Origin of the sequence: Aneurinibacillus migulanus, assembly GCF_001274715.1 — a bacterium.
In the GTDB taxonomy this organism is placed as follows: Bacteria; Bacillota; Bacilli; order Aneurinibacillales; family Aneurinibacillaceae; genus Aneurinibacillus; species Aneurinibacillus migulanus.
Genome location: NZ_LGUG01000004.1, coordinates 160,450 through 182,980, shown reverse-complemented (window position 1 = coordinate 182,980; position 22,531 = coordinate 160,450). Strand labels below are relative to the sequence as shown.

25 protein-coding genes are annotated in these 22,531 nt (G+C 46.4%); 1 reads left to right on the top strand and 24 read right to left on the bottom strand.

All coding sequences use genetic code 11. The annotated features are described in order from the left end of the window. Positions 1-212: 212 nt before the first annotated feature. From AF333_RS02565 to AF333_RS02515, 11 genes are all read right to left on the bottom strand, one after another. Entirely contained in the window at positions 213-1,001 is a 789-nt protein-coding gene (locus tag AF333_RS02565; RefSeq protein ID WP_043067587.1) for a tyrosine-protein phosphatase, read from the bottom strand. A 33-nt stretch (positions 1,002-1,034) separates the two neighbouring features. After that, on the bottom strand, positions 1,035-1,724 hold the full coding sequence (locus AF333_RS02560; protein WP_043067586.1) for a CpsD/CapB family tyrosine-protein kinase: 690 nt from the start codon (positions 1,722-1,724) through the stop codon (positions 1,035-1,037). Further along, the gene (locus AF333_RS02555; RefSeq protein ID WP_043067585.1) at positions 1,721-2,482 is read right to left on the bottom strand and encodes a YveK family protein; all 762 of its coding nucleotides are present in this window, start codon (positions 2,480-2,482) and stop codon (positions 1,721-1,723) included. Before AF333_RS02555 ends, AF333_RS02560 begins: the two co-directional genes overlap by 4 nt. A 557-nt stretch (positions 2,483-3,039) precedes the next feature. Beyond that, the gene (locus AF333_RS02550; RefSeq protein ID WP_043067584.1) at positions 3,040-4,218 is read right to left on the bottom strand and encodes an aminotransferase; all 1,179 of its coding nucleotides are present in this window, start codon (positions 4,216-4,218) and stop codon (positions 3,040-3,042) included. After that, positions 4,215-4,718 carry an Lrp/AsnC family transcriptional regulator gene (locus tag AF333_RS02545; RefSeq protein WP_074714881.1) on the bottom strand — a complete coding sequence of 168 codons (504 nt, stop codon included), beginning with the start codon at positions 4,716-4,718 and terminating at the stop codon, positions 4,215-4,217. Before AF333_RS02545 ends, AF333_RS02550 begins: the two co-directional genes overlap by 4 nt. A gap of 162 nt (positions 4,719-4,880) precedes the next feature. After that, positions 4,881-5,147, bottom strand: a complete 267-nt coding sequence (locus AF333_RS34525; protein ID WP_043067582.1) for a DNA-directed RNA polymerase subunit beta — start codon at positions 5,145-5,147, stop codon at positions 4,881-4,883. 4 nt (positions 5,148-5,151) lie between these two features. Beyond that, positions 5,152-6,000, bottom strand: a complete 849-nt coding sequence (locus tag AF333_RS02535; protein WP_043067581.1) for a flagellar hook-basal body protein — start codon at positions 5,998-6,000, stop codon at positions 5,152-5,154. 115 nt (positions 6,001-6,115) lie between these two features. Then, positions 6,116-7,009, bottom strand: a complete 894-nt coding sequence (locus AF333_RS02530; RefSeq protein ID WP_043067580.1) for a flagellar hook-basal body protein — start codon at positions 7,007-7,009, stop codon at positions 6,116-6,118. 141 nt (positions 7,010-7,150) lie between these two features. Continuing rightward, a complete protein-coding gene (gene mreB / locus AF333_RS02525; protein ID WP_043067579.1) occupies positions 7,151-8,176 on the bottom strand; it encodes a rod shape-determining protein in 1,026 nt (341 codons plus the stop codon). A gap of 78 nt (positions 8,177-8,254) precedes the next feature. Continuing rightward, on the bottom strand, positions 8,255-8,542 hold the full coding sequence (gene spoIIID / locus AF333_RS02520; RefSeq protein ID WP_040304706.1) for a sporulation transcriptional regulator SpoIIID: 288 nt from the start codon (positions 8,540-8,542) through the stop codon (positions 8,255-8,257). Positions 8,543-8,672: 130 nt separating this feature from the next. Further along, positions 8,673-9,413: a M23 family metallopeptidase gene (locus AF333_RS02515; RefSeq protein WP_043067578.1), complete on the bottom strand. Its 741-nt coding sequence runs from the start codon at positions 9,411-9,413 to the stop codon at positions 8,673-8,675. A gap of 174 nt (positions 9,414-9,587) precedes the next feature. On the opposite strand from AF333_RS02515, the gene AF333_RS02510 reads away from it, so the two are divergent. Continuing rightward, entirely contained in the window at positions 9,588-10,082 is a 495-nt protein-coding gene (locus tag AF333_RS02510; RefSeq protein ID WP_043067577.1) for a hypothetical protein, read from the top strand. Positions 10,083-10,141: 59 nt separating this feature from the next. Here the strand turns inward: AF333_RS02510 and spoIID are convergent, their stop codons facing one another. From spoIID to AF333_RS02450, 13 genes are all read right to left on the bottom strand, one after another. Beyond that, positions 10,142-11,167, bottom strand: a complete 1,026-nt coding sequence (gene spoIID / locus AF333_RS02505; RefSeq protein WP_043067576.1) for a stage II sporulation protein D — start codon at positions 11,165-11,167, stop codon at positions 10,142-10,144. A gap of 131 nt (positions 11,168-11,298) precedes the next feature. Then, positions 11,299-11,430 (bottom strand): hypothetical protein, encoded by a 132-nt coding sequence (locus AF333_RS36650; protein WP_264760869.1) that lies wholly within the window; start codon positions 11,428-11,430, stop codon positions 11,299-11,301. A 134-nt stretch (positions 11,431-11,564) separates the two neighbouring features. Then, positions 11,565-12,911 carry a UDP-N-acetylglucosamine 1-carboxyvinyltransferase gene (murA, locus tag AF333_RS02500; RefSeq protein ID WP_043067575.1) on the bottom strand — a complete coding sequence of 449 codons (1,347 nt, stop codon included), beginning with the start codon at positions 12,909-12,911 and terminating at the stop codon, positions 11,565-11,567. Between the two features lie 23 nt (positions 12,912-12,934). Next, complete coding sequence (locus tag AF333_RS02495; protein WP_052812291.1) at positions 12,935-13,732, bottom strand: YwmB family TATA-box binding protein; 798 nt, start codon at positions 13,730-13,732, stop codon at positions 12,935-12,937. A 74-nt stretch (positions 13,733-13,806) separates the two neighbouring features. Further along, entirely contained in the window at positions 13,807-14,028 is a 222-nt protein-coding gene (locus tag AF333_RS02490) for a DUF1146 family protein (RefSeq protein ID WP_043067574.1), read from the bottom strand. 169 nt (positions 14,029-14,197) lie between these two features. Further along, entirely contained in the window at positions 14,198-15,739 is a 1,542-nt protein-coding gene (gene nuoN / locus AF333_RS02485) for an NADH-quinone oxidoreductase subunit NuoN (protein WP_043067573.1), read from the bottom strand. Between the two features lie 5 nt (positions 15,740-15,744). Continuing rightward, positions 15,745-17,265 carry a complex I subunit 4 family protein gene (locus AF333_RS02480; protein WP_043067572.1) on the bottom strand — a complete coding sequence of 507 codons (1,521 nt, stop codon included), beginning with the start codon at positions 17,263-17,265 and terminating at the stop codon, positions 15,745-15,747. After that, on the bottom strand, positions 17,244-19,151 hold the full coding sequence (nuoL, locus tag AF333_RS02475; protein ID WP_043067571.1) for an NADH-quinone oxidoreductase subunit L: 1,908 nt from the start codon (positions 19,149-19,151) through the stop codon (positions 17,244-17,246). Before nuoL ends, AF333_RS02480 begins: the two co-directional genes overlap by 22 nt. A gap of 18 nt (positions 19,152-19,169) precedes the next feature. Continuing rightward, complete coding sequence (gene nuoK / locus AF333_RS02470; protein ID WP_043067570.1) at positions 19,170-19,481, bottom strand: NADH-quinone oxidoreductase subunit NuoK; 312 nt, start codon at positions 19,479-19,481, stop codon at positions 19,170-19,172. Next, positions 19,478-19,984, bottom strand: a complete 507-nt coding sequence (locus AF333_RS02465) for an NADH-quinone oxidoreductase subunit J (protein ID WP_043067569.1) — start codon at positions 19,982-19,984, stop codon at positions 19,478-19,480. Before AF333_RS02465 ends, nuoK begins: the two co-directional genes overlap by 4 nt. Beyond that, positions 19,984-20,400, bottom strand: coding sequence for an NADH-quinone oxidoreductase subunit NuoI (gene nuoI / locus AF333_RS02460; RefSeq protein ID WP_021624437.1), 417 nt, complete (start codon positions 20,398-20,400; stop codon positions 19,984-19,986). Before nuoI ends, AF333_RS02465 begins: the two co-directional genes overlap by 1 nt. 13 nt (positions 20,401-20,413) lie before the next feature. After that, on the bottom strand, positions 20,414-21,415 hold the full coding sequence (nuoH, locus tag AF333_RS02455) for an NADH-quinone oxidoreductase subunit NuoH (protein ID WP_043067568.1): 1,002 nt from the start codon (positions 21,413-21,415) through the stop codon (positions 20,414-20,416). Continuing rightward, positions 21,415-22,530 carry an NADH-quinone oxidoreductase subunit D gene (locus AF333_RS02450; RefSeq protein ID WP_043067567.1) on the bottom strand — a complete coding sequence of 372 codons (1,116 nt, stop codon included), beginning with the start codon at positions 22,528-22,530 and terminating at the stop codon, positions 21,415-21,417. The genes nuoH and AF333_RS02450 overlap by 1 nt, the downstream gene beginning before the upstream one ends. Between the last annotated feature and the right edge of the window lies 1 nt (position 22,531).

Sequence of the window (22,531 nt, the reverse complement as noted above, 5' to 3'; positions counted from 1 at the left end):
TCTTGATAATTTGCTTATATACTTAAAGTAGATTTTTCATAGTAAGATATAATGGGTGATTTTTGGGCATTTAACCCGACCTCACACCATACCCCTGACGACGAACGTCTAAGGCATTGCCCTGTTTTGCGTTTCATGCCCACAGCATGGCCGAGTGCCTGCAGTGATAGAGGTGCAGCAGGCAGTTACCTGACCATTCATGTGCAGAGGCATTAGAACAGTCCCAAGAATTTTTTACGCTTCTTTTTTCTTTCAAAAGGAAGCGGGGAAGGGGCCGCAATATCCCGTCCGGAAATCAGACGGCATGCATTCTCCTGAAAAAAGCGCGTATACTGCTGTCCAAGCTTGTGATCAATCCATTCGTACGCCGCCTTCAGGGCGAATCCGCGACGCGTTACATTATGCGCATCAGAAGCGATGAAATGGATTAAGTTATGCTCGATAAGTTTCCGTGAAATTTCTTGATATTTGTCGCTGAATTTCCCGGCAACACTCGCTGCCGTTATTTGCGCGAGGACGCCTCTCTCGACCATGCGATACAAAGTCGATGGCCGCTCCCGTATTGCATGGTTTCGTTCTGGATGAGCGATAACCGGAATATAGCCTTCCATCTGCAAATCGAATAGGAGACGCTCTGTATACGCCGGAACGTGATCATATGGCAGTTCTAGCAGTACATACGATTGGGTATGGTTCAGTGTTAGAAGCGTCTGCTTCGCTGCCTGGAAGTCCTGCACAATTTCACCGTAGAGATGCAGTTCCATCCCTGGAAGAATGGTAAGTGGCACTTCATGTTCTGTAAGCAAGCGATTGGCTTCGTCCACTCGTTGCATAATAGAAGATGCAGGATTCTCATATTTACCGTCCATATGGTGCGGGGTAGCGATGACATGCGTGATACCGTTCTGTACTGCGTCACGCGCCAGCGCCAGCGTCTCTTCCGGACTTTGAGCTCCGTCATCAAGCCCCCACAAAATATGATTGTGAATGTCTACATTCATTCCCGCTCCCCTCACTGTCTCCTTTACTCGCTCTTACTTCTGATAGTAATAGTAATCGTCGTTTTTCTTCATCTTCTTATTGTTCAGCACGACGCCGAGTAGGCGTGCGTTCGTACTTTCTAGTTGTCGCTTCGCTCTCTTAGCCATATCACGGTTCGTTTTACCGGAATTGACTACGAGAATACAGCCGTCTACAAGCCTTGCCAGAATAGTAGAGTCGGCTACCGCAAGCGTCGGTGGTGTATCAAGAATGATCGCTTCGAAATGCTCTTGCAACTCCTCCATCGCCGCTCTCATTTTCTTCGAGCCAAGAAGCTCCGCAGGATTAGGTGGAATGGGCCCCGCAGTCATAACACACAGGTTCTCAATCCCAGTCTCCTGTACTGTGCTCTCCAATGGAATCTGCCCTGCCAAATAATTGGTTAACCCGTGACGATTTGGAAGATAGAACGTTTTATGACTAGTCGGTTTACGTAGATCTGCATCAATGTACAGCGTACGTTTGCCCGCCTGCGCCATAACGACAGCGAGATTCGCGGATGTCGTAGATTTTCCCTCTTCTGGGGCGGTACTGGTTACCAGAATGGTCTTAACCTCTTCATCTATGCCCGCAAACTGAATATTCGTACGAAGTGTTCGGTACGCTTCTGAAACTGGTGACTTCGGATCCCAATGCGTAATTAACTTTTCGTATCGTTTGTTTACTGCCTTTACTGTACTCATGAATTCTCACCTGCCGCTGCTACATGGGTTTGTCTTTCTTTCAGACTATGCACACTCGTTTTGTCGTCCGATTCAATCACAGCAATCGAGCCGATAACAGGCAAGCCCAGATGGTTCTCGATATCTTCTTCGGTCTTTAGCGTATTGTCCAAATACTCAAGCAGGAACGCGCATGCAACTGAGAAGATAAGACCAATCACAAACGCAATCGCCAGATTCACGGCCGGTTTCGGTTGTACCGGTGCTTTGATGGCATTCGCTTTCGCTTCAGTAAGAATCTGTACGTTGTCTACGTTCATGATAGTGACAATCTCTTGTTGAAAGGTTTGCGCAACAGTATTGGCTAGTTTGGCTGCCCTTTGCTTGTCCGGGTCTTTCGCTTCGATGGAGATTACCTGCGAATCTTTGACCGCCGAGACATTAATTTGTCCAGTAAGAGCGGATGTGCGGTTCGGTTCTCCCATCTTCTGCGCCACTTTATCCATTACGCGCGGACTTTTCATTACGACGCTATATGTTTCAATCAATTGAAGATTGGATTCGATATCATTGCGAGAGATCGTTCCCGGTTTATTCCCTTCTTGCGATTTGTTCACCAATAGTTCCGATTTCGCCTGATAGACTGGGGTCATGACCAGATATGTAATCCCTGCACTTGCTACGACAAAAAACAGCGTAACGAGAACAATCATCCAGAATCGCTTTCGAAGAGTAGTGACAACTTCTCGTACATTCATTGTTTCCTCTTGTTGTGGCATCCTCCAATTCCTCTCTTAAGTTTTCTGTTGATGTCCTTCACGTACAACACTATATACCAAGGCACAGAAATGAAAAATGATACAAAGATTGTATTTTGCTTTGCTTTATTTGGTTATTTCATACCGGCTTACAATTCAGAATTTTCTTTTTACTGTTTACATTTTTTCTTTTTTAATAACGTTCCATTGTTTTTTTATGATCATTTTATTAAAAAACTATGAAAAGCCTTCTCATTTACACTGACAAAAAAAGTCTTTTTTTCCCTGCATGACAATGCTTCGAGCCTTTTTTCAAACAAAAAGCAAAAAAGCCGACATCATAATTCCGACTTTTTTCCTTGACAATAAAATTCTTATGAGTTTTCACCCAGATAATTAGAGGGAGAAATGGCGAAAAAAATCCATTTTTTTCATGATTTTTCGGTTTTTTTCTCGATTTTTGTCTTTTTAGAACAAAAAAAGAGAGGCATTTTCTGCCTCTCTTTTTTTAAATATGGGGGACGAAGTAGGAGCTGGAAAATCCTTAAATAAGCAAGTGGACGTCCTTTTAAATCCCCCTATTTTTGCGCCCGCAAAAACGCGTCCATACGGTCAATGGCTATCTCAAGGTTTTCTAATGAAGTAGCATAAGAACAGCGGATATGCTGCGCCCCTCCGTCACCGAAAACATGCCCAGGAACGACCGCTACTTTCTGTTCGAGAATCAGCTTCTCGGCGAATTCTTCCGCTGGCATGCCCGTCGAAGCAATGGAAGGAAATGCATAGAACGCGCCTTCCGGCTTATGGCAGGACAGACCGATTTGTTCAAACGATTTCACTACATAATTACGGCGCTGACGGTAGCTTTCTACCATCCGTTCTTTCGCTTCCATACCGTGTCGAAGCGATTCAAGCGCCGCTATCTGTCCCATAATCGGGGCGCAAAGCATCGTATACTGGTGAATCTTCACCATAGCCTGAATGATATCTTCCGGTCCCGCTGCATAGCCAATACGCCAACCCGTCATTGCAAATGCCTTCGAGAAACCGGACAACAGAATCGTACGATCTTTCATGCCCGGAAGTGAAGCAAGGCTGGTATGATTCGTGTCATACGTCAACTCCGCGTAAATTTCATCAGAAATCACAACTAGATCATGCCGGGCAAAAACTGCTGCGAGTGCGGCCAGTTCTTCCTTGGTCATGATGGAGCCTGTCGGATTATTCGGGAAGCAGAAAATAATCGCTTTCGTCCGATCGGTAATCTTCGCCTCAATCTGTGCCGGTGTCAGCTTGAACTGCTGTTCGAGCGTAGTCTGCACTGCAACCGGGACGCCCCCCGCCAGACGGACAACCGGGTCATATGATACGTAGCATGGTTCTACCACGAGCACCTCATCGCCAGGATCAAGAATCGCGCGCAGTGCCAAATCGATTCCTTCGCTCGCCCCTACCGTCACGACTACTTCTTTATCTGGATCGTAGGAGACCTGAAACGAAGAATCGAGATATTTGCAGATTTCTTCGCGCAATTCATATAGCCCGCTATTGGACGTATATGCTGTATAGCCGCGTTCAAGTGATGAGATTGCAGCTTCACGTGTATTCCATGGTGTGACAAAGTCCGGTTCCCCTACCCCGAGGGAAATAACCCCCTCCATGGATGAGGCCAATTCAAAAAAACGTCGAATACCGGACGGCGGAATGGCTTGAATCGTACGAGACAGGCGGCTGTTGGCAATTTGAGATATACTCATGGCGTAACAACCATCCTTTTATCATCTTCTGGCTGTTCCAGAATGACACCGTCATGTTTATATTTCTTAAGGATAAAATGTGTGGTCGTCGAGATGACGGAATCAAGCGCAGACAATTTCTCAGATACAAATTGTGCAACCTGACGCATCGTTTTTCCTTCGATGACAACAGATAAATCGTATGCACCTGACATGAGATAGACGGACTGCACTTCAGGGAAACGATAGATACGCTCCGCCACATCATCAAAACCTACTTCACGCTTCGGCGTCACTTTTACGTCGATCATTGCCGTGACGAGATCGTTGGTATGGACTTTCTCCCAGTTAACAATCGCTGGATATTTAATAATCGTTTTTTCTTTTTCCAGTTTAGCGATTGTTTCTTTGACATCTTCTACCGTGGTATCCAGCATTGTCGCGATCGTCTCTGCAGAACGTCGGCTGTTCTCCTCCAGAATATGCAGCAGCTCCCGCTGTTTATCTCTCTCCACTCTCATCGATCCTTTCTGTTTTCATCTATAACCACAAAAAAGTAATGCCTTACCATTATACATCCATGCATAAAATAAATAAGAGGCAAGAGACATGGGATTGGATGTAAAAATCGAATCGCCTGCCATCTTGCCTCGATGTTCTATAGCATAAGAAAACATACTCTTTTATCCAAAAACGAGGTCGTACATATGTTTCCACGTATTTAAATCAAAGACATCGACGGCTGAGCCGCTCCCTATAATACTGTAGCCTGTAATAAGTCCTGCCAGCAGGGCAATGACAAGAAGAAACGGCACAAGCATGATTTTCAAAAGCAACGGCATACCTGCTCTCCGTTTTGCTTTCTTTCTGGCTGATTTCTTTCTGGGTGCTTCTTGTGCGACTGCAGCAGATGATGCAGCCCGGTAAGATGTTTTTTGTTGTTCCGACATTCTATCAACCTCTAAAAATTCGATTGGTGATGTCCATCATCTGATCGTTGTAAGACAGCGCACGCGCGTTAAATTGAAGCGCACGCTGTGCTTCAATAAGATTCGTCATCTCTTTGCGCAAGTCGACGTTGGACATCTCAAGTCCACCCTGATGCACGGCTACGCCCTCCGGCATCGCTGTACCGTCCGCATTGCTTAGCTGTGCGTATTGATTCAATGGAAGCCCGGGTGAAAGCTGGTAATAATTTTCCCCTGCATGGTTTAGGATATTCGGATTCTGAATACCATATACGCCGATACGCGGTCCTGTTTGTTCTACATCACCTAGTCGATACGTGATCTGTCCGTCCGACTTGACTTTGAAGTCGGTTGCTCCGATGGGAATAGCAATCGGCGTCGGGTTAGCACTGTTATCCATCACAGGGTCCCCCGATTCTGTAACGAGTCTCTGTTGACCATTTACAGGAATCAGCTTGAAGTTCCCGTTCCGCGTAAATAAAACGGCCTGTTCTCCGCTATCCATCGTACGTTGTACACGGAAAAACGACTCTTCCCCTCCAAGATACAGATCAGTCGGCACATCGGTCGTCTTGATTGTCCCCTGTTCGAAATTCGTCTGAAACACGGCTTCCTTCGCACCAAAACCTGGACGTGTACCGAATGGCGTAATCCGGCTCGGCTCCTGTTCAGCATACGGCTGATTGTTCAAATTTCGGACTAACAAGGAAGCAAAGGCGGTATCCTGGCTTTTATACCCTACCGTATCGGAGTTGGCCATATTGTTCGCAATCGTATCTACACGCTGCTGCATGGCCCGCATACCGGCCGACGCATTAATCATTGAATGATTCATACCTTACACCTTCCCGTTAAAGATGATGTTCAAAAAGTCTGGGAAATGGAACTGCGAGTTTTTGCGTTGCCCCTCCGCTGTTTGGCTCTGTTTGTTTCTCTTTTTGAACACGCTCTTAAATTTTTCCGACTTCGTTTAATTTCTGAAGCGTCATATCATATGCCTGTAGTACCCGCTGGTTCGACTCATAGCTTCGTAGCACGGTCATCAAATCGATCATGGTCCGGCCCGCATCTACATTGGAACGTTCAACATATCCTTGCTTAACTGCAACGGATATGTCGTTCACCGGATTGTACAGGGTCGGTGCTCCGTTACCGGAATAACGAAAAGTAGTATCTGCTTCTTTCACCAAATTAGCGGCCGGATTATTAACACGGTATAATCCCAGCTGTACAGGTGCTGCATTCGGATTGCCCGGTGCAATCAGTTGGCCTCCAGGTGTAAGCTGTAAAGTGCTTTTATTCAATGGCGCATTGCCGAGAAGCGCGCGTAGATTAATCGGTTGATTATTTATATCTAATACAGGATAGCCTTCAATGGTTGTGAGCTGTCCTTGAGCATTCATTGACCAGTTCCCGCTGCGTGTATAGTATGTCTGAAGTTGTCCGTTCTCTCCTGGCTTCTGAATCGCAAAAAACATGCGCGGCTGTACTTGTCTTCCATTTTCCACTATAGTCGGCAGTCCTTCATCGACCAGTGCAACGTCAAGGACTTTGCCCGTCTCAGTTACATCGCCCTGTATGAAGTTCGGAACCAACTCCTGATTGTACACCCCATGTGAGATGCGTCCAATTGTTTGCTTCGGTCCCGGAAATGCCGGTAGCCCGGCCACTCCGCTGTTCGTATCACGGATACGTTCGAGGAGAAGTTCGGGAAATGTACGAAATGTCGAATTATCCGATTTGTATCCCGGCGTATTCACATTTGCCAGGTTATTCGTCAATGCGTCCTGCCGCGCCTGATTGGCAATCATACCGGAAGCGGCGGCGTCTAATCCACGCAGCATCTTTCTTCACCTTACTTTCTTAATTAAAACGACGTTGATGTTACATACATCATTGATAGCTTACATAACGGGCAAAAAACGGAATAAACACTTCTTTTCATTATAGCAACATCATACCAGAAAAAGCATAAGCATACATACCTACGAAAATATCTTTTTGTAGCCTTTCCGTCCGGAATACTGCGGAGACTTGTCCAGATTCTCCAGCATAATACCGGTCCCTATCGCCACGCATGCCATAGGGTTGTCCGCAATCATAACAGGCACCTTTAATTCTTCTGCAAGCAGACGATCAAGTCCGTGCAATAGCGCCCCTCCACCTGTCAGCATGACGCCATGATCGATAATGTCAGCAGACAATTCCGGCGGCGTACGTTCCAGTACGTTTTTCGAGGCAACTACGATAGCTTGTGCTATTTCCTGCAGCGCTTCGCATATTTCGGTAGATGTTACGGTAAGTGTCTGCGGAAGTCCAGTGACCATGTCGCGGCCGCGAATATCGATTTCATCCTTGCGCGATCCAGGGAAAACGGTGCCGATTTGAATCTTGATATCTTCAGCAGTCCGCTCACCGATGAGGAGTTTATATTTATCCTTAATATACTTCATAATTGCAACGTCACACTTGTCCCCTGCCATCTTAATAGAAGAGGCGGTGACGATGTCTCCCATAGAGAGCACGGCTACATCGGTTGTTCCACCGCCCATATCGACCACCATGTTGCCGTACGGCTGGAAGATGTCCATTCCGGCACCCACGGCGGCCACTTTCGGTTCTTCTTCAAGGAACACTTCTCGCGCTCCGCATCGCTGCGCCGCTTCCCGAATCGCTTTCTGTTCAACGGATGTAATGTTGGTTGGGGTGCAAATCAAAATGCGCGGCCGCGCCATGAACCCTTTCACGCCTATCTTCTTCACAAAGTGATTAAGCATTGCTTCTGTAATGTCAAAGTCCGCAATTACTCCCTCCCGCAGCGGACGAATAGCGACAATATTACCAGGTGTCCGGCCGACCATCCTACGTGCCTCTTCTCCGACAGCCAGTACTCGCTTCGTCATGCTATCAATCGCTACGACCGATGGTTCATCAAGCACAACGCCGCTGCCTTTCACATAGATAACGACGTTGGCCGTGCCCAAATCTATTCCGATATCTTTGCCCAACATGTGAGAGCCTCCCTGTAACTATTATATCATCAGAATATTGTACTACGCATATTGTCCTGTAACAAGGAGAATTTTTACCTAGGCAAGCTCTTCGGCTTCCTCCTTTCGGTATGATTTGCTTTTGCGCTTGTACTTGATTTTCGTTGCTTCCCCTCCCCGCAGATGGCGGACAGACTTGTGATATTCAAGAATTTCTTTGACTTCGTTCGCTAGTTCTGGATTAATTTCGGGGAGCCGTTCCGTCAAATCTTTGTGCACCGTACTTTTCGACACGCCAAACTCTTTGGCAATCTTGCGAACGGTATTACGGGTTTCCACAATATAGTGGCCGATTTTCATCGTCCGCTCCTTGATGTAATCGTGCACGCCTCTCGCCTCCTAAGCTAATTGGTCATTGGTCTGATACATTATATTGGGGCAAGGGCTCATATATGCGAAAAAAGGCTGATAGCATGTACTATCCAGCCTTTTTTCTTCATTTTCTCGTATTTTCTTTTTATTTTGCTTGCGTCATGTTGTCTGCTTTCGACAGATATTGTTCCGGCGCCACCGCTTCTCCGTTCTTATGAACTTCAAAATGAAGATGAATACCGAAATCTTTCTCGAACACATTGCGCCCGGCCATGCCGAGTACCGCTCCACGATCTACCGTATCGCCTACATTCACCTTGGCGTCTTCAAGGCTGGCGTATACAGTGGAGAGACCGTCCTTATGTTCAATTTCAACCTGATAACCAAGCATCGGGTCGCGTTCTGATTTCACTACTTTGCCTGCTGCCGCAGCTGTAACTTCAAACGCCTTTTTGTCTTTGGCTGCGATGGCAATGCCTGTGTTAGGCCAGTAGGAATTGTCATACTGGACAAGGGCTGCCTCCTGGTCTTTCTTATCGGACGCATCATCGAAATACCCCATGACTTTCTCTGTGGCTTCTGATTTAGCCGGCCAGGCCAGCTTACCATCATCCGCGTTAACCGGAACGGCAGGTTGCTCTTTATTGCCACCTTGAGCTACTTGCGTCGGTGCAGATGGCTCTGAAGGTGCTGCCTGCGGTGTTGCTGGTTTTGTCGTAAAGTCTTTGCTATTTTGATACCACATTACGCCCGCGAGGATGATAGCAGCTGCGCCTAGATACATTGCGGGAAAAATCCATTTCTTACCCATTATGCGCCTCCAGCCGCCACGCTTTACTTTTTGAACGGGGGAGGAGGATGTAGTCGATTTTTTTTGTTCATCCATTGTTTTATCACCTCAGCAATCAGTGTTGACAGGAAGCGGGGCGAATAAACATACGGACGAAATTTTTTGTATAAAAGATGAGGAAGATGGGCACAAGTTGTTTTCCTTTTTTAGCATGAAAAGATGGTATATTATTGGATAGAAGACTAGAGAGGTAAATAGAGGAGGAAGCGGATGAGCAGAAGAAGGCCCAGTAAAAAATCAACGAAAAAGAAGCCTACAAGCAGGATGCGCTCCTTTCTAAAAATTGTAGGATACACGATCGGCGGATTTATTGTCCTAATCTTTTCAATCGGGATATTAACAATCCTCTTTGATGAGGAACCAGATTTAACGATAATGGATCGGGCATTTGCAGAGCAGAAGAATAAGCCTGCGGGAGATCATCCAAGTAAGGTGCTGGTGCTTGGCGAATTTGAAGAGGCGGGAACGTACGATCTCGAATTGTATGTCGGCAATTATAATTCCAAAAAATTTAATGGAACACTTACCGTCTATATCAATTACGAGAAAGAACCGATTATGAAAAAAGTGATTGAACTCAAAGACATCGAACCTGGTTCCAAGAAACGGGTAAAAGATATCGACACGAACATCTGGGAAGAAGACTGGATTGATATCGCCAAGTTTAATTACACATATAAAATAGAGGGAGATTTCGCCTCCTAGTATCTTTTTATCCTCTTGAAAGCGAAAGAAAAGAAGCGTTCGTGCGAAACGCTTCTTTTTTATTTTATCCATTTTTCAGCGCTCTCGATTTGTACGCCTTTATAGAAATATGCTACGATTTCTTCAGCTGTCTTTCCTTCTTTCGCCATGCCATTGGCCCCCCATTGGCTCATCCCAACACCATGGCCATATCCGAGCGTACTGATTTTCACCTTGCCATTTTCGATGTTCATAGTAAAATGCGAGGAATTCAGTCCAAGCATCGTTCGCACTTCGCGTCCGGTAAAAGTCTTATCTCCAATCTTGACCTCTTTTACCCGCTGACCAGCTGTACGCGAGAGTACCTTCTGCCACGTACTGTTCCCTGCCGCAACAGGTTGGGCAATCTTTGTTTTCAACTTCTTCTCCAACTGCTGGACCGTCATGGTCACCGTTTCTGCGTAACGCGGCGATACATTGTCCCATGGGACTTTGACGCTGCGCAAATAAGGAATTTTATTCTCCCAGTAATCTTCCGAATTCTCAGTGTATCCATTGCTCGTCGAGAAAAACGTTGCGTTAATCGGCGCATTCTGGTAGGTAAGGACTTGTCCCGCCGTTTGTTCGATCGCCTGGCGAATTCTTGCTTCTTTCCACGTATAAGCGCTGCCCCAGCGCTCCCGCTTTTGCTTGTCATCCATGTAAACCTGGTGCTTGACCGTATCGGTTACATGCGCACCTTTAGGTACGTCATTGAAATCCTTTTTCGCAAGGCGAAGTGTAATGTATGTTCTTGCTGCCAACGCTTGAGCTTTCAACGCCTCTACTTCGAATTCAGCCGGCATTTCCCCTGCTACTACTCCCATTACGTACTCTTCTAGCGGTACTGTGTTAATTTTTCCTGTTTCTACTCGAAAGACACGCACAGAAAAGTCGATATGTTTTACTTGTTTTTTTACGGTAGGTGATACGGGCGTACCTCTCTCTTCTACTGCCTGCTGTACCGGACGCTCGGCAGGTGCCGGGTAGATGAGAACGAGCATCGAAGGAATAGCGAGCAGAATTATGACAATAGCGGCGATTGCGTACACAATCTGTTTCATCATTCACTCCCTTCCGGCTACCAGTTGGACAACTTACTCTATAAACCTATGCGGGCAGGAAGAGAGATATTCTTAATCAAAACAGGGACAAAAGTAAGCTTGTTTCTCTCCATAAGGAAGCTATACTGCTCGCTTTATAAATTTACATATTCTTGTGGTAGGAGGTAAGAAAAGAAGGAGGGGCGGTGGGCGGGAGCGGTTGGAACAAACACGTCCGTCTTTTTTCTGCCAAGGCGCAGGGCGTATCCATCCTCTTCTTTCTCCATCTCTCCTCCTTCCAACCACGCTACCCTGTCAAAATATCAAGTATAACTTATATAGAAAGACCCTCCTGGAGTCAACACTTCCTGGAGGGTCTTTTTTTGCAAATACGAAAATATAAATACGTGTACGAATCAAATTAAGCAAGCGATGCTTTTGATGAAGCTGTTACAGCCATCTCGTTGCTCTTCTCATTTTCATCTTTTACAAGCTGTACAACTGGTGTACTGTGTCGTTCAATATTCGCGCCCAATCCACGCAGTTTGCCGACAATATCTACATATCCGCGATCTACATGGTGTAGTTCGGTAAGCTCTGTTTCGCCTTCCGCAATCAGACCTGCTAAGATTAATGCAGCTCCTGCCCGCAAGTCTGTTGCTTTTACCTTGGCACCGGTCAAATGCGCTTCTCCACTAATGATAGAACTGCGCCCTTCGATTTTAATACTGGCACCCATACGCTTAAATTCATCTACATGCATGAAACGGTTTTCGAAAACCGTCTCTGTAATCATACTGCTGCCTTTCGCAGATAGCATAACGGCCATGAATTGAGCCTGCATATCCGTCGGGAATCCGGGATGCGGCAGCGTCTTTACATCTACACACTTGAGATCCGAGCCGCAATATACACGTACACCATTCTCTTCTTCATCTATAACGACGCCCATCTCACGTAGCTTTGCCACGACGGGCTTCAAGTGATCAACAATCGCATTCTCGATGAACACGTCACCACGTGTAATGGCTGCTGCCACCATAAAGGTCCCTGCTTCAATACGGTCAGGAATTACGCTATGTACGGCACCGACAAGACGTTCTACGCCCTCAATGCGAATGGTATCCGTTCCGGCTCCGCGCACACGCGCTCCCATTGCATTCAGATAATTCGCCAAATCGACAATCTCCGGCTCTTGAGCCACGTTTTCAATAATGGTAGTGCCTTCAGCCAGCGTTGCCGCCATCATAATGTTTTCTGTTGCCCCTACACTCGGAATGTCGAGATAAATCTTCGTTCCCTTCAGGCGACCGTCCACAGTGGCCAAAATGTAACCCTGGCCAATCTCAACTTTCGCGCCCATGGCTTCAAAGCCTTTTAAATGTTGGTCAATTCCCCGCGAACCAATGGCACATCCACCCGGCAACGGAATTCTCGCCTGTCCTTTGCGAGCCAGAAGCGAGCCCATAACAAGGAAAGAGGCACGCATTTTGCGAACCCACTCATAAGGCGCTTCCACCTCTGACAGGTTACTGGCGTCTACTGTCAGCGTCTCAGCTTTGCTATCATATTTTATATTTACATTCAATGCGCGAATAACTTCGCTGATTGTATACACATCATCTAGACCAGGTACTTCATGGATTATACTTGTACCATCTTCTGCTAAGATTGATGCTGCGATGATGGGAAGTACGGCATTCTTTGCGCCGTGCACCCGTACTTTTCCGGATAGACGTTGTCCACCACGGATAATAATCTTATCCACGTTACATTTCCCCCCGCGTCCTGCTAGTATTCCACTGTAATGATTGGTGTTCCTACTGTTATCATTGTTCCTTGCATGTACGTATCATAATGTGCTGCAACTTGCAAGTTCATGGTTCGCTGGTTTGTTTCAACAACTGTATGAAATAGGGGCGAATAAGCTGAATAACTAAGGACCGTTTCTTCTTCCAAACTTTCGACCATAGTTCCTTCAAGAGAGGCCAGTAACTGACTGGCTTTCTTCTTTTGCAAGTCATTTTCCAGTTTACCATTATATTTTCCTCTGACACAAGAGATAATTTGCGGTAGTTCTGAACTATTTGCAAAGATGTGCAAATAACTCTCCATCATGGCTTTAAGCACTGGCACTTGATTTTCTTTACCCCGGAGAGTTAATGCTGAACCTGCCATGATTTCATTTTTAGTGCCTGAGGTGTGCAAGCTGACATATATTTCTCGTTCGACTCCCGCTTCATTTCTGGATGTAGCGCGATAAACACGCATCCCATCCTTCACCTCTTTCGTCCATGCCTTAATATCTGAATCTTTGGCAATGGCTTGCAAAAAAAGCTCTGCTTCCCGCTCGGTCTGAAAACGAAGGTTTTCCCGCTTTACACGTGCTTGGATTTCCTGAATGCTTGCGTCCGTTTCCTTCACAGCCATAAGTAAAGCTGACATATCAGCCACCGCCAACTCCACCGTTTGTTTCTGGGAAGCGTTCGCAGGTAACGAAAATGTTCCGGCCAGCATCGGCAATCCTAATAGCATAACAGCTGCACAAGCCGCAAAAAGCGTATATTTCCACGTTTCCTTCGTATTCATTTATATCCCTCTCCCGTTTCTCTGATTTTACTATTATTCTGTGCGAAAAACGGGAGGTCTATACTGCCCAAGCGTTAGAAAAACTGTCGCAAAAGCTGCGTCCAGCCGAAATATTCGGTGAAAAACGAAGCTATACCGTGTCCGATAAAGATTGATAAAAAAATTTGCAATAATATAGCCCGGGGCCCTTTCGGATTACTTACAAACAGGTCAAAGCGAAACGCCTGCAATGCCCAAAAGCTCAATGCGATAAACGCAAGCGAAAGCAAAATATTAATCACTCCGGCTATTGCCATCGTTGTATTCCTCCTTCTTTCTCACTTTCATTCCTCAAAAAAATGTTCCCCGCCTATTGTATCACAATCAGCATTGGGGAACATTTTCATCAAATGTATTCCTTTTTTACCCGAAGTTTAACTAACAATCAGTGAGGATGAGAGAACCCCCACTGATTGAAGTTTCACTTTATTGTCCGCTAGCCTGGAACATTTGCTGAAGCGGGAAGTTATGATGTATATACTGCAACACAGGGTCCGGCATTATGCCGACCGCAATAGTTCCTGCCAACGCAACTAGTACGACCGCTGCGACAGTGAACGGTACCTTCAGCGGAGCTTCCGTCTGACCCGGTCGCATATACATCTGACGAATTACACCAAAATAGTAGAAATACGAAACGACACTAGTCGCCAGCATAATGCCGGCCAACCAATAACTACTGTGCACAATCGTGCTCATAAAGATGTAGAACTTACCGAAGAATCCGGCACTAATCGGTAGCCCGGCAAGCGATAGTAGGAAGAAGGTCATCGCTATCGCCATCCACGGCGCCCGGTGGTACAATCCAGCGAATGATTTTACATCCTCTGTCTGCCGGTCACGATTCACAAGCATAATGATCGCAAAAGCTCCCATATTCGCCAACAAATACGCCACCAGATAGAAAATTGTTTGCTCGAACATCAACACCGTAAGCGTTGCAAAAGGAACAAGCAGGTATCCCGCCTGCGCAATACCAGAGTACGCCATCATCCGTTTTATATTGACTTGACGCATCGCCAGCGTATTTCCGATAATCATGGACGCGCCCGCGACAATCGCAATATAAAGACCGAGCGTATCTACCAAAACGGAGCTTTGCTGTCCGTTCGTCATATCGAAATTCACCAGATTGCCGAAGATAATAAGGAAAATGCGTAGAATAATCGCAAATCCCGCCGCTTTTGATACGACAGACAAAAAGGCGGTAATCGGTGTCGGCGAGCCCTGATATACATCGGGGGCCCACATATGATAGGGAACTGCGGAAATTTTAAACGCAAGCCCAACTAGCATTAGGAAAAACGACAGATACACAAGGAAATCGAAGCCACCCTGGAACACACTCGACAGTCGTTCAGCCATGACATATAGGTTCGTTGAACCGGTAAGTCCGTAGATGAATGACATCCCGTACAGCGTCACGGCGGAGGCAATCCCTCCAGATATGACATACTTAAATGCTGATTCATTCGATTGAATATGGTTCTTTCTTGTGCCAACCAAAATATAGGAAGCAATTGAAAGAAGCTCGAGTCCTACAAATAAAGTAATCAAGTCGGCAGAGGAAGCCATCATCATTGCGCCAAGCAGCGCCATAAGCATCAAATAATAATACTCACCTGAATACTTTACATTCTTTTTCTCATCCACATAGTTGATAGAGATGAGAAAAACGAACGCCACGCCAGCCAGGAAAATAAGCTTAAATGCGTTAGCAAACCCATCCAAACGATACATGTCATTTAGGATGGATACAACGTTTTGACCGGTGTTCTGGACTACAAAGTATCCCGCAATAAGGATTCCAATAAAGCCGATCCAGGCGAGAATACGCCGATCGGAATTTTTATTCATCACCAAATCAAGCAACGAGAGGAGTGTAGCGACACCTAGTATGGTAAATTCAGGGCTCATCACTGTCCAATCGTATTGAGCAAGATTCCCCCATTTACTAGCACCATTCATCGGCTTTACCCTCCTATCCTTGGCACAATATTTTGCAGCGTTGTCTGCAGCGGTTCACTCAATACAGCTGGATATATGCCGATTAAGATGACCAGACTTAACAGAACAACCATCGGCACGACCTCGATTGCCTGTGCATCGGATAACGATTCGTGTTTCTGCTGAATCGGTCCGAACGTTGCGCCGAGCGTCGCACGAAGCAAATATACCGCTGTTAGGATAATACCAAGGGCGCCGATGGCGGCAATAATCGGCTTCGTGCCGAACAGGCCGACAAACGACATAAATTCGCTGATGAATCCGGACATTCCCGGAAGTCCGGCAGATGCCATCATAGCCGTAAGCAGAATACCGCTAATTATCGGCATTGATTTCGCAAGACCGCCCAATTCCCGAATGTTGCTCGTACCCGTCCGCTCATGGATCAGCGCAACCATGTAGAACATAAGCGCTGCAATCAAGCCATGCGATACCATCTGGAAAATCGCACCCTGAAACCCTTCAGCGTTCATCGCCGCAAGGCCGAGCAACACGATACCCATATGACTGACACTCGAATACGCCAGCATTAGCTTCAATTCATCCTGAACTAGCGCAAGCACTGCCCCATACAGAATATTGATAACGCCAAGCACCGCAATAAGCGTCGAGAGCTGATTCATCCATTCCGGAAAAAATGCCGCATTCATGCGAATTAACGCATAACCTCCGATTTTAATTAAAACACCGGATGAAATCATAATGACGGCTGGATGGGCCTCCTGGTACGCTTTCAGCATCCACGTATGGAACGGAACGATCGGAATCTTGATGGCAAAGGCCACCAGAAGTGCAAGGAACAGTCCTAAGCGGAGACCTTCCGGTATGAATCCCGGCATATCCGGCACGTTGCGCGGTGACATCGGACTGGTAAGCAATTGCTTAATTTCTTCAATATTCAACGTCCCCATCAAGATGAACAGCGCTACGAATACAATCAGCATAATCGCAGATCCTACGCCGTTATATAGCAAGAACTTCATTGAAGCTTTTTCCCGATCCTTATAACCCCAAATCCCCATCATAAAGAACATCGGGATAATCGTAAACTCAAAGAAAATAAAGAACTGAAACAAGTTGGTTGATGTAAAGACGCCCAGCATTCCCATCTCTACGATTAAAAACAGAATGTAGAACTCTTTCCACCGCTTGTTAACAGTCAGTGCTGCAAAAGCCGATATCGTGGCAATCACTGTTGTCAACACAAGAAGTGGCATGGATAGACCGTCTACGCCAACTTCGAAATTAATCGGAATCGCCTGATCGCCAACCGGAATGTTAATCCAGTTCCATTGCTGTACAAGCTGCAAACCTTCCGCCGCGGAATTGAAATTGGCATATAGCATAAGCGCCAATACGAGCGGAACAAGTGTAGCCAGAATGCCAAGCGCTTTGACTGTACCGGGCAGGCTTCTTGGAACAAAGGCGAGCAGCAACACACCCAAAAGCGGTGAAAACGTTAGGATTATAAGAAAATAGTTCGCCATTGCTCCACGTACCCCCCTGCAATTGTTAGACCGGCAAGCAACAGCACCAGCCCGATAAAGGCAATCGCCCCATATGTCTGTATCTGCCCATTCTGAACCCGAGCGCCCACACCGCCGATTCCGCGTGTAAGAGCGGCAACAAGACGCACCAGGCCATCCACTACCCATACGTCAAATACATGCATGCCTTTGCCGAGCGCACGCAACGGTCTGACAAACACAGTATTATATACTTCATCAATATAATATTTTCGGAACGATAGACGATAGAACACTCCGCCTTCGCCTTTTGGGATCGTCCCTTTGCCGTACAGATACCAGGCAAGTACAATACCCGCAACCGATACACCTATCGCAAGTAGTGTGACCCAGATTGGTGCAGCATGTTCTGCCCCATGCTCGCCCACATTAAACATCGTAAAACCATTCGTTAACCATTCACCAAGCACCGGCTTCCATGGCGTATTGATAAATCCAGCTACAACCGCCAGCACAGCCAGCACCAGCATCGGCATTGTCATAACGCCAGGAGACTCATGTGCATCAGCGCCGCCCCGTGCCTGCCCACTGAATGTGAGGAAGAACAGACGGAACATATAGAACGCAGTAAACGAAGCAGCAATAAGAGCAATGATAAATAGATCAATATGACCGGATGCAAGCGTTGCAACAAGAATTTCTTCCTTCGACCAAAAGCCTGCGAACGGCGGTACACCGGCAATCGCCAAACATCCGACTAAGAAGACAAGACCTGTGATGCGCATCTTCTTCCACAAACCGCCCATCTCAAAAATATCCTGCGTGTGAACAGCATGTATAACACTACCCGCAGCAAGGAATAATAGAGCTTTAAAGAATGCATGCGTCATTAAATGAAACGTTCCTGCCACATATCCGGCAGCACTGGCTACTCCTAACGCCAGCATCATATAACCCAACTGGCTGACGGTCGAATAGGCGAGAACCCGCTTAATATCCCTTTGTGTCAGACCGATTGAAGCAGCAAAAATTGCGGTAAATCCACCTACATAGGCGATGACTTCAGTCGCTATTGGAGAAGCAAGATACAAGTCATACATACGAGCTACCAGGTACACACCGGCAGCAACCATTGTTGCAGCATGGATAAGTGCACTGACAGGTGTTGGACCTTCCATTGCATCAGGTAACCATGTATGCAACGGAAACTGACCGGATTTACCGACCGCACCAACAAATACGAGAATGCCAATTAGGGTAATCTTCCACTCTTCTACGGCACCTGTTTGGATTTTGTCGAAGATATCGCTATAGTTAAAACTTCCCATCCACCAGAAGGTAAGGGCGAGCCCGATGAATAGCCCTACGTCACCGATACGAGTAACGATGAACGCCTTCTTGGCAGCGGCCTTTGCTTCCGGCTTATAAAAGTAGAAGCCGACCAGCAAAAATGAGCAGACTCCAACAAGCTCCCAGAATATGTACAGCTGTAGAATATTTGGTGAAAGAACAACGCCCAGCATCGAGAAAGTGAATAGGGCAAGATATTGGTAGAATACAGGGAATCGCTCATCCCCCTGCATATACCCACGGGAATAAATGTTCACCAGCATACTTACCAGCGTTACGATTACAAGCATCATGGCATTTAACTGGTTGACTTCGAAGCCCATCGTAATCTTCTGACCAGCAAATGTAATCCAGTGAAAGCTAGTATTAATATAGTCCTTGGCGCCAGCGCCAAACCGCTCGAAAAATATTAGCAGCGCCACCACAAACGAAGCAGCGGTGGCAAGAATGCCAACATACGCCGCCGATTCTTTCAGTTGGCGTCCGAAGGCAACAAGCAGCACGAAAGCTAAAAGCGGAAAGAGCGGTACAAGCCAGGCATTCGCTATCATTTCCATAATCACCAGTCCCTTTCTCTATCGCTTCATTAAGTCCATCTCATCCACTCGTACGGTGTTGCGGTTGCGATATAGGGAGATGAGTATGGCCAGCCCCACGGCTGCTTCGGCTGCCGCCACCGTAATTGTAAACAATGAGAAGATTTGTCCCGAAATATTCGGAAACATGCCGTATTTGGCGAATGCGACAAGATTAATATTCACCGCATTCAGCATCAGCTCAATCGATAATAGAATGACCACAGCATTGCGCTTGGTCAGTGCTCCATATAAACCGATGCAAAACAAAATCAGTGCTACCAATAAATACGATGTAATTGGTACACTCATTCACCTTCCGCCTCCTTCTTAGCCAGAATAATCGCCCCGACAAGTGCCACTAGCAGAAGAACGGAAACCATTTCAAACGGAATGACATAATTGGTAAACATCTGCACGCCGATTTCTTTGACATTATCCTTTTGTGTGAAATCAGCTGGCTTGTCGCTCCACTGCACGCTTTGAATTCCGAAGAAAACAATGATAAAAAACACTGCGATTGCCGCACGAATCAACCACTTTACCGGATTTCTTCTTTCTTCAACTTCCGAAGCATCATGACGTGTCAGCATAATTCCGAACAGCATCAGGATCGAAATCGCTCCGGAATAGACGAGAATCTGTACCATACCGACGAATTCGGCTTCCAGCAATATGTACATTCCGGCGATACTCAGAAAAGTAAATGCTAACGCCACCACCATATGTACGACCCGGGTAAAGCTAATCATGAAGACCGCTCCCCCAATGGTCAGCAGGGCAAGAATGAAAAATGCGATGAATTCTCCTGTCATTACGCATCTCCTCCCCGCACGTTCGTATTGTTGTCATCCAGCCACTCCAAATTCTTAAACAGTTCATCACGGCTATAGGATGCCAGCTCAAAATTGGTTGTCATTACAATTGCTTCGGTCGGGCAGACTTCCGTACATAAATCGCACAAGATACAAATTTCAAAGTTAATGTCATACGTGTCGATGACTTTTCCTTTTTTATTCGGGTCTTCGCTCTTCTTCCCGATAAGATTAATACAGTTCGTCGGACAAATCCGGGCACACTGGTTACACACTATGCATTTTTCAGGGGCGAAATGCTGAATGCCACGAAAACGCTCCGGCCAAACCATCTCTTGGTCCGGATACATATGGGTAACTTTCTTTTTGGTTAACTGTTTGAATGTGTAAGCCATACCCTTGGCAAAGCCTAGCATACTATCACCTCTTTTATAGGACCGTTTTTAACACAGCGGTAACCAGGATATTGACAAGCGAAAGCGGCAAAAGCACTTTCCACCCCATCTGCATGAGCTGATCCACACGCATACGAGGAAACGTAGCCTGCAACCAGAAAATAAAGAAAACAATCGCGACAAACTTTAATGCAAACCAGATAATTCCCGGAATGAAGCTCAGGAATTCGAACGGTGGCAGCCATCCACCCAGGAACAATACCGTAGTTAAAGATGCCATAGCAAAGATGTACACATACTCAGTCAGCATGAAGAATGCCCAGCGGAACCCGCTATACTCAACATGGTAGCCGGAGATAAGCTCGGACTCTGCTTCCGTTAAGTCAAACGGCGTCCGGCTCAGCTCAGCAAGCTGCGCGATAATAAAGATAATAAAGCCTAAAAATTGCGGAATGAAAAACCACATGCCCATCTCTTTTTGCTTCTCGACAATATCGATGAGATTCAGGCTTCCAGTCATAAGAATGACGCCAACAACAGACATAACAAGCGGAATCTCGTAACTAATCATCTGGGCAGCGGAACGCATCGCCCCGATAAGAGCCCACTTGTTATTTGATGCCCATCCGCCAGTGATAACGCCTAGTACTGTAATGCCAGAGAGAGCAATATAATACAGCAGTCCGACCCCGACATCAGCAAAGTGCAGCTTATCAGTGAACGGCATAACCGCAAGCACGCCAAATGCAGGCACAAAGGCGATAACAGGCGCAATGATAAAGAGCGGTTTGTCGGCAGCTTTCGGAATAATATCTTCCTTAAGTAATAGCTTCAATACGTCAGCCACTGTTTGCAGCAAGCCGAATGGACCTACCCGGTTCGGACCTATCCTCAGCTGCATCCAACCCAGAACCTTACGTTGAAAATAAATCGAGTACGTTACAAAGCCAAGCACGATGGCCAGCAAGACAACTGCCGAAAGAATGAACACCAGACTGTTCTGAAGTCCCAGGCTTTGTTCAAGGTAAGCCCCCATTAGCCGTCTACCTCCCCAAGCACAATATCAATACTTCCGAGAATCGCTACCATATCGGCGATGTTCTGTCCCTTAACAAGCTTCGGAAGAACTTGCAGATTTGCAAAGGAAGGGCGACGAAACTTGATGCGATACGGCTTATCTTTTCCGTTGCTTGAAATATAGCAGCCAATCTCTCCGCGTGGCGCTTCAATCCTCGTAAATGCTTCCCCTTGCGGCGTACGCAGCACACGCGGCACCTTAGCCATGATTTCCCCCTCTTTCGGGAATTGTTCAAGTGCTTGCTCTACAATATTCAAAGACTCTTGCATTTCTCTGAAACGGATTTTATAGCGGGCAAAACAATCGCCTGCCGTCTCTGTTGGCACCTCAAACTTGAAACGATCATATATCGAATACGGAGCATCCTTGCGTAAATCCCATGCCATACCTGTAGAACGAAGCTGAACACCGCTCAGCGAATAGTTAATCGCATCCTCCTGCGTAATAATTCCAATTCCTGTTAACCGATTAATCACCACTTCATTTCCTGTTACAAGCTTATGATAATCATTAATCTGTTTGCGCATATACGGAACAAATTCTTTTACTCTCTCAATCCAACCTTCAGGAGCATCCCACTTTACGCCGCCTACCCGCATATAATTATATGTCAGACGTGCTCCGCACAATTCGTTGAAAAATGCGAGAATCTTCTCCCGATCTGCAAAGGCGTACAGTAATGGACTGAGCGCACCCAAATCCAATAAATACGTACCGAACCAAAGCAGGTGACTCGCTACACGCTGAAGTTCCATTACGATGACGCGCAAATATTCCGCACGCTCCGGAATCTCCAACCCCATCAGTGTCTCCACTGTATGTACCATCATGTAATTATTTGACATCGCTGCAATATAGTCCATACGATCGGTGTAGGGAATAATCTGGGTGTAATTCAAATCCTCAGCCAGCTTTTCTGTACCACGGTGCAGATACCCGATAACCGGCGTGGCTTCCGTGATCGTTTCCCCGTCTATCTTGACAATCAGACGAAACACCCCATGTGTACTCGGGTGTTGAGGACCTACATTGAGCAGCATTTCTTCCGTTCGTAGTTTTGTGCTTGAGCTCATG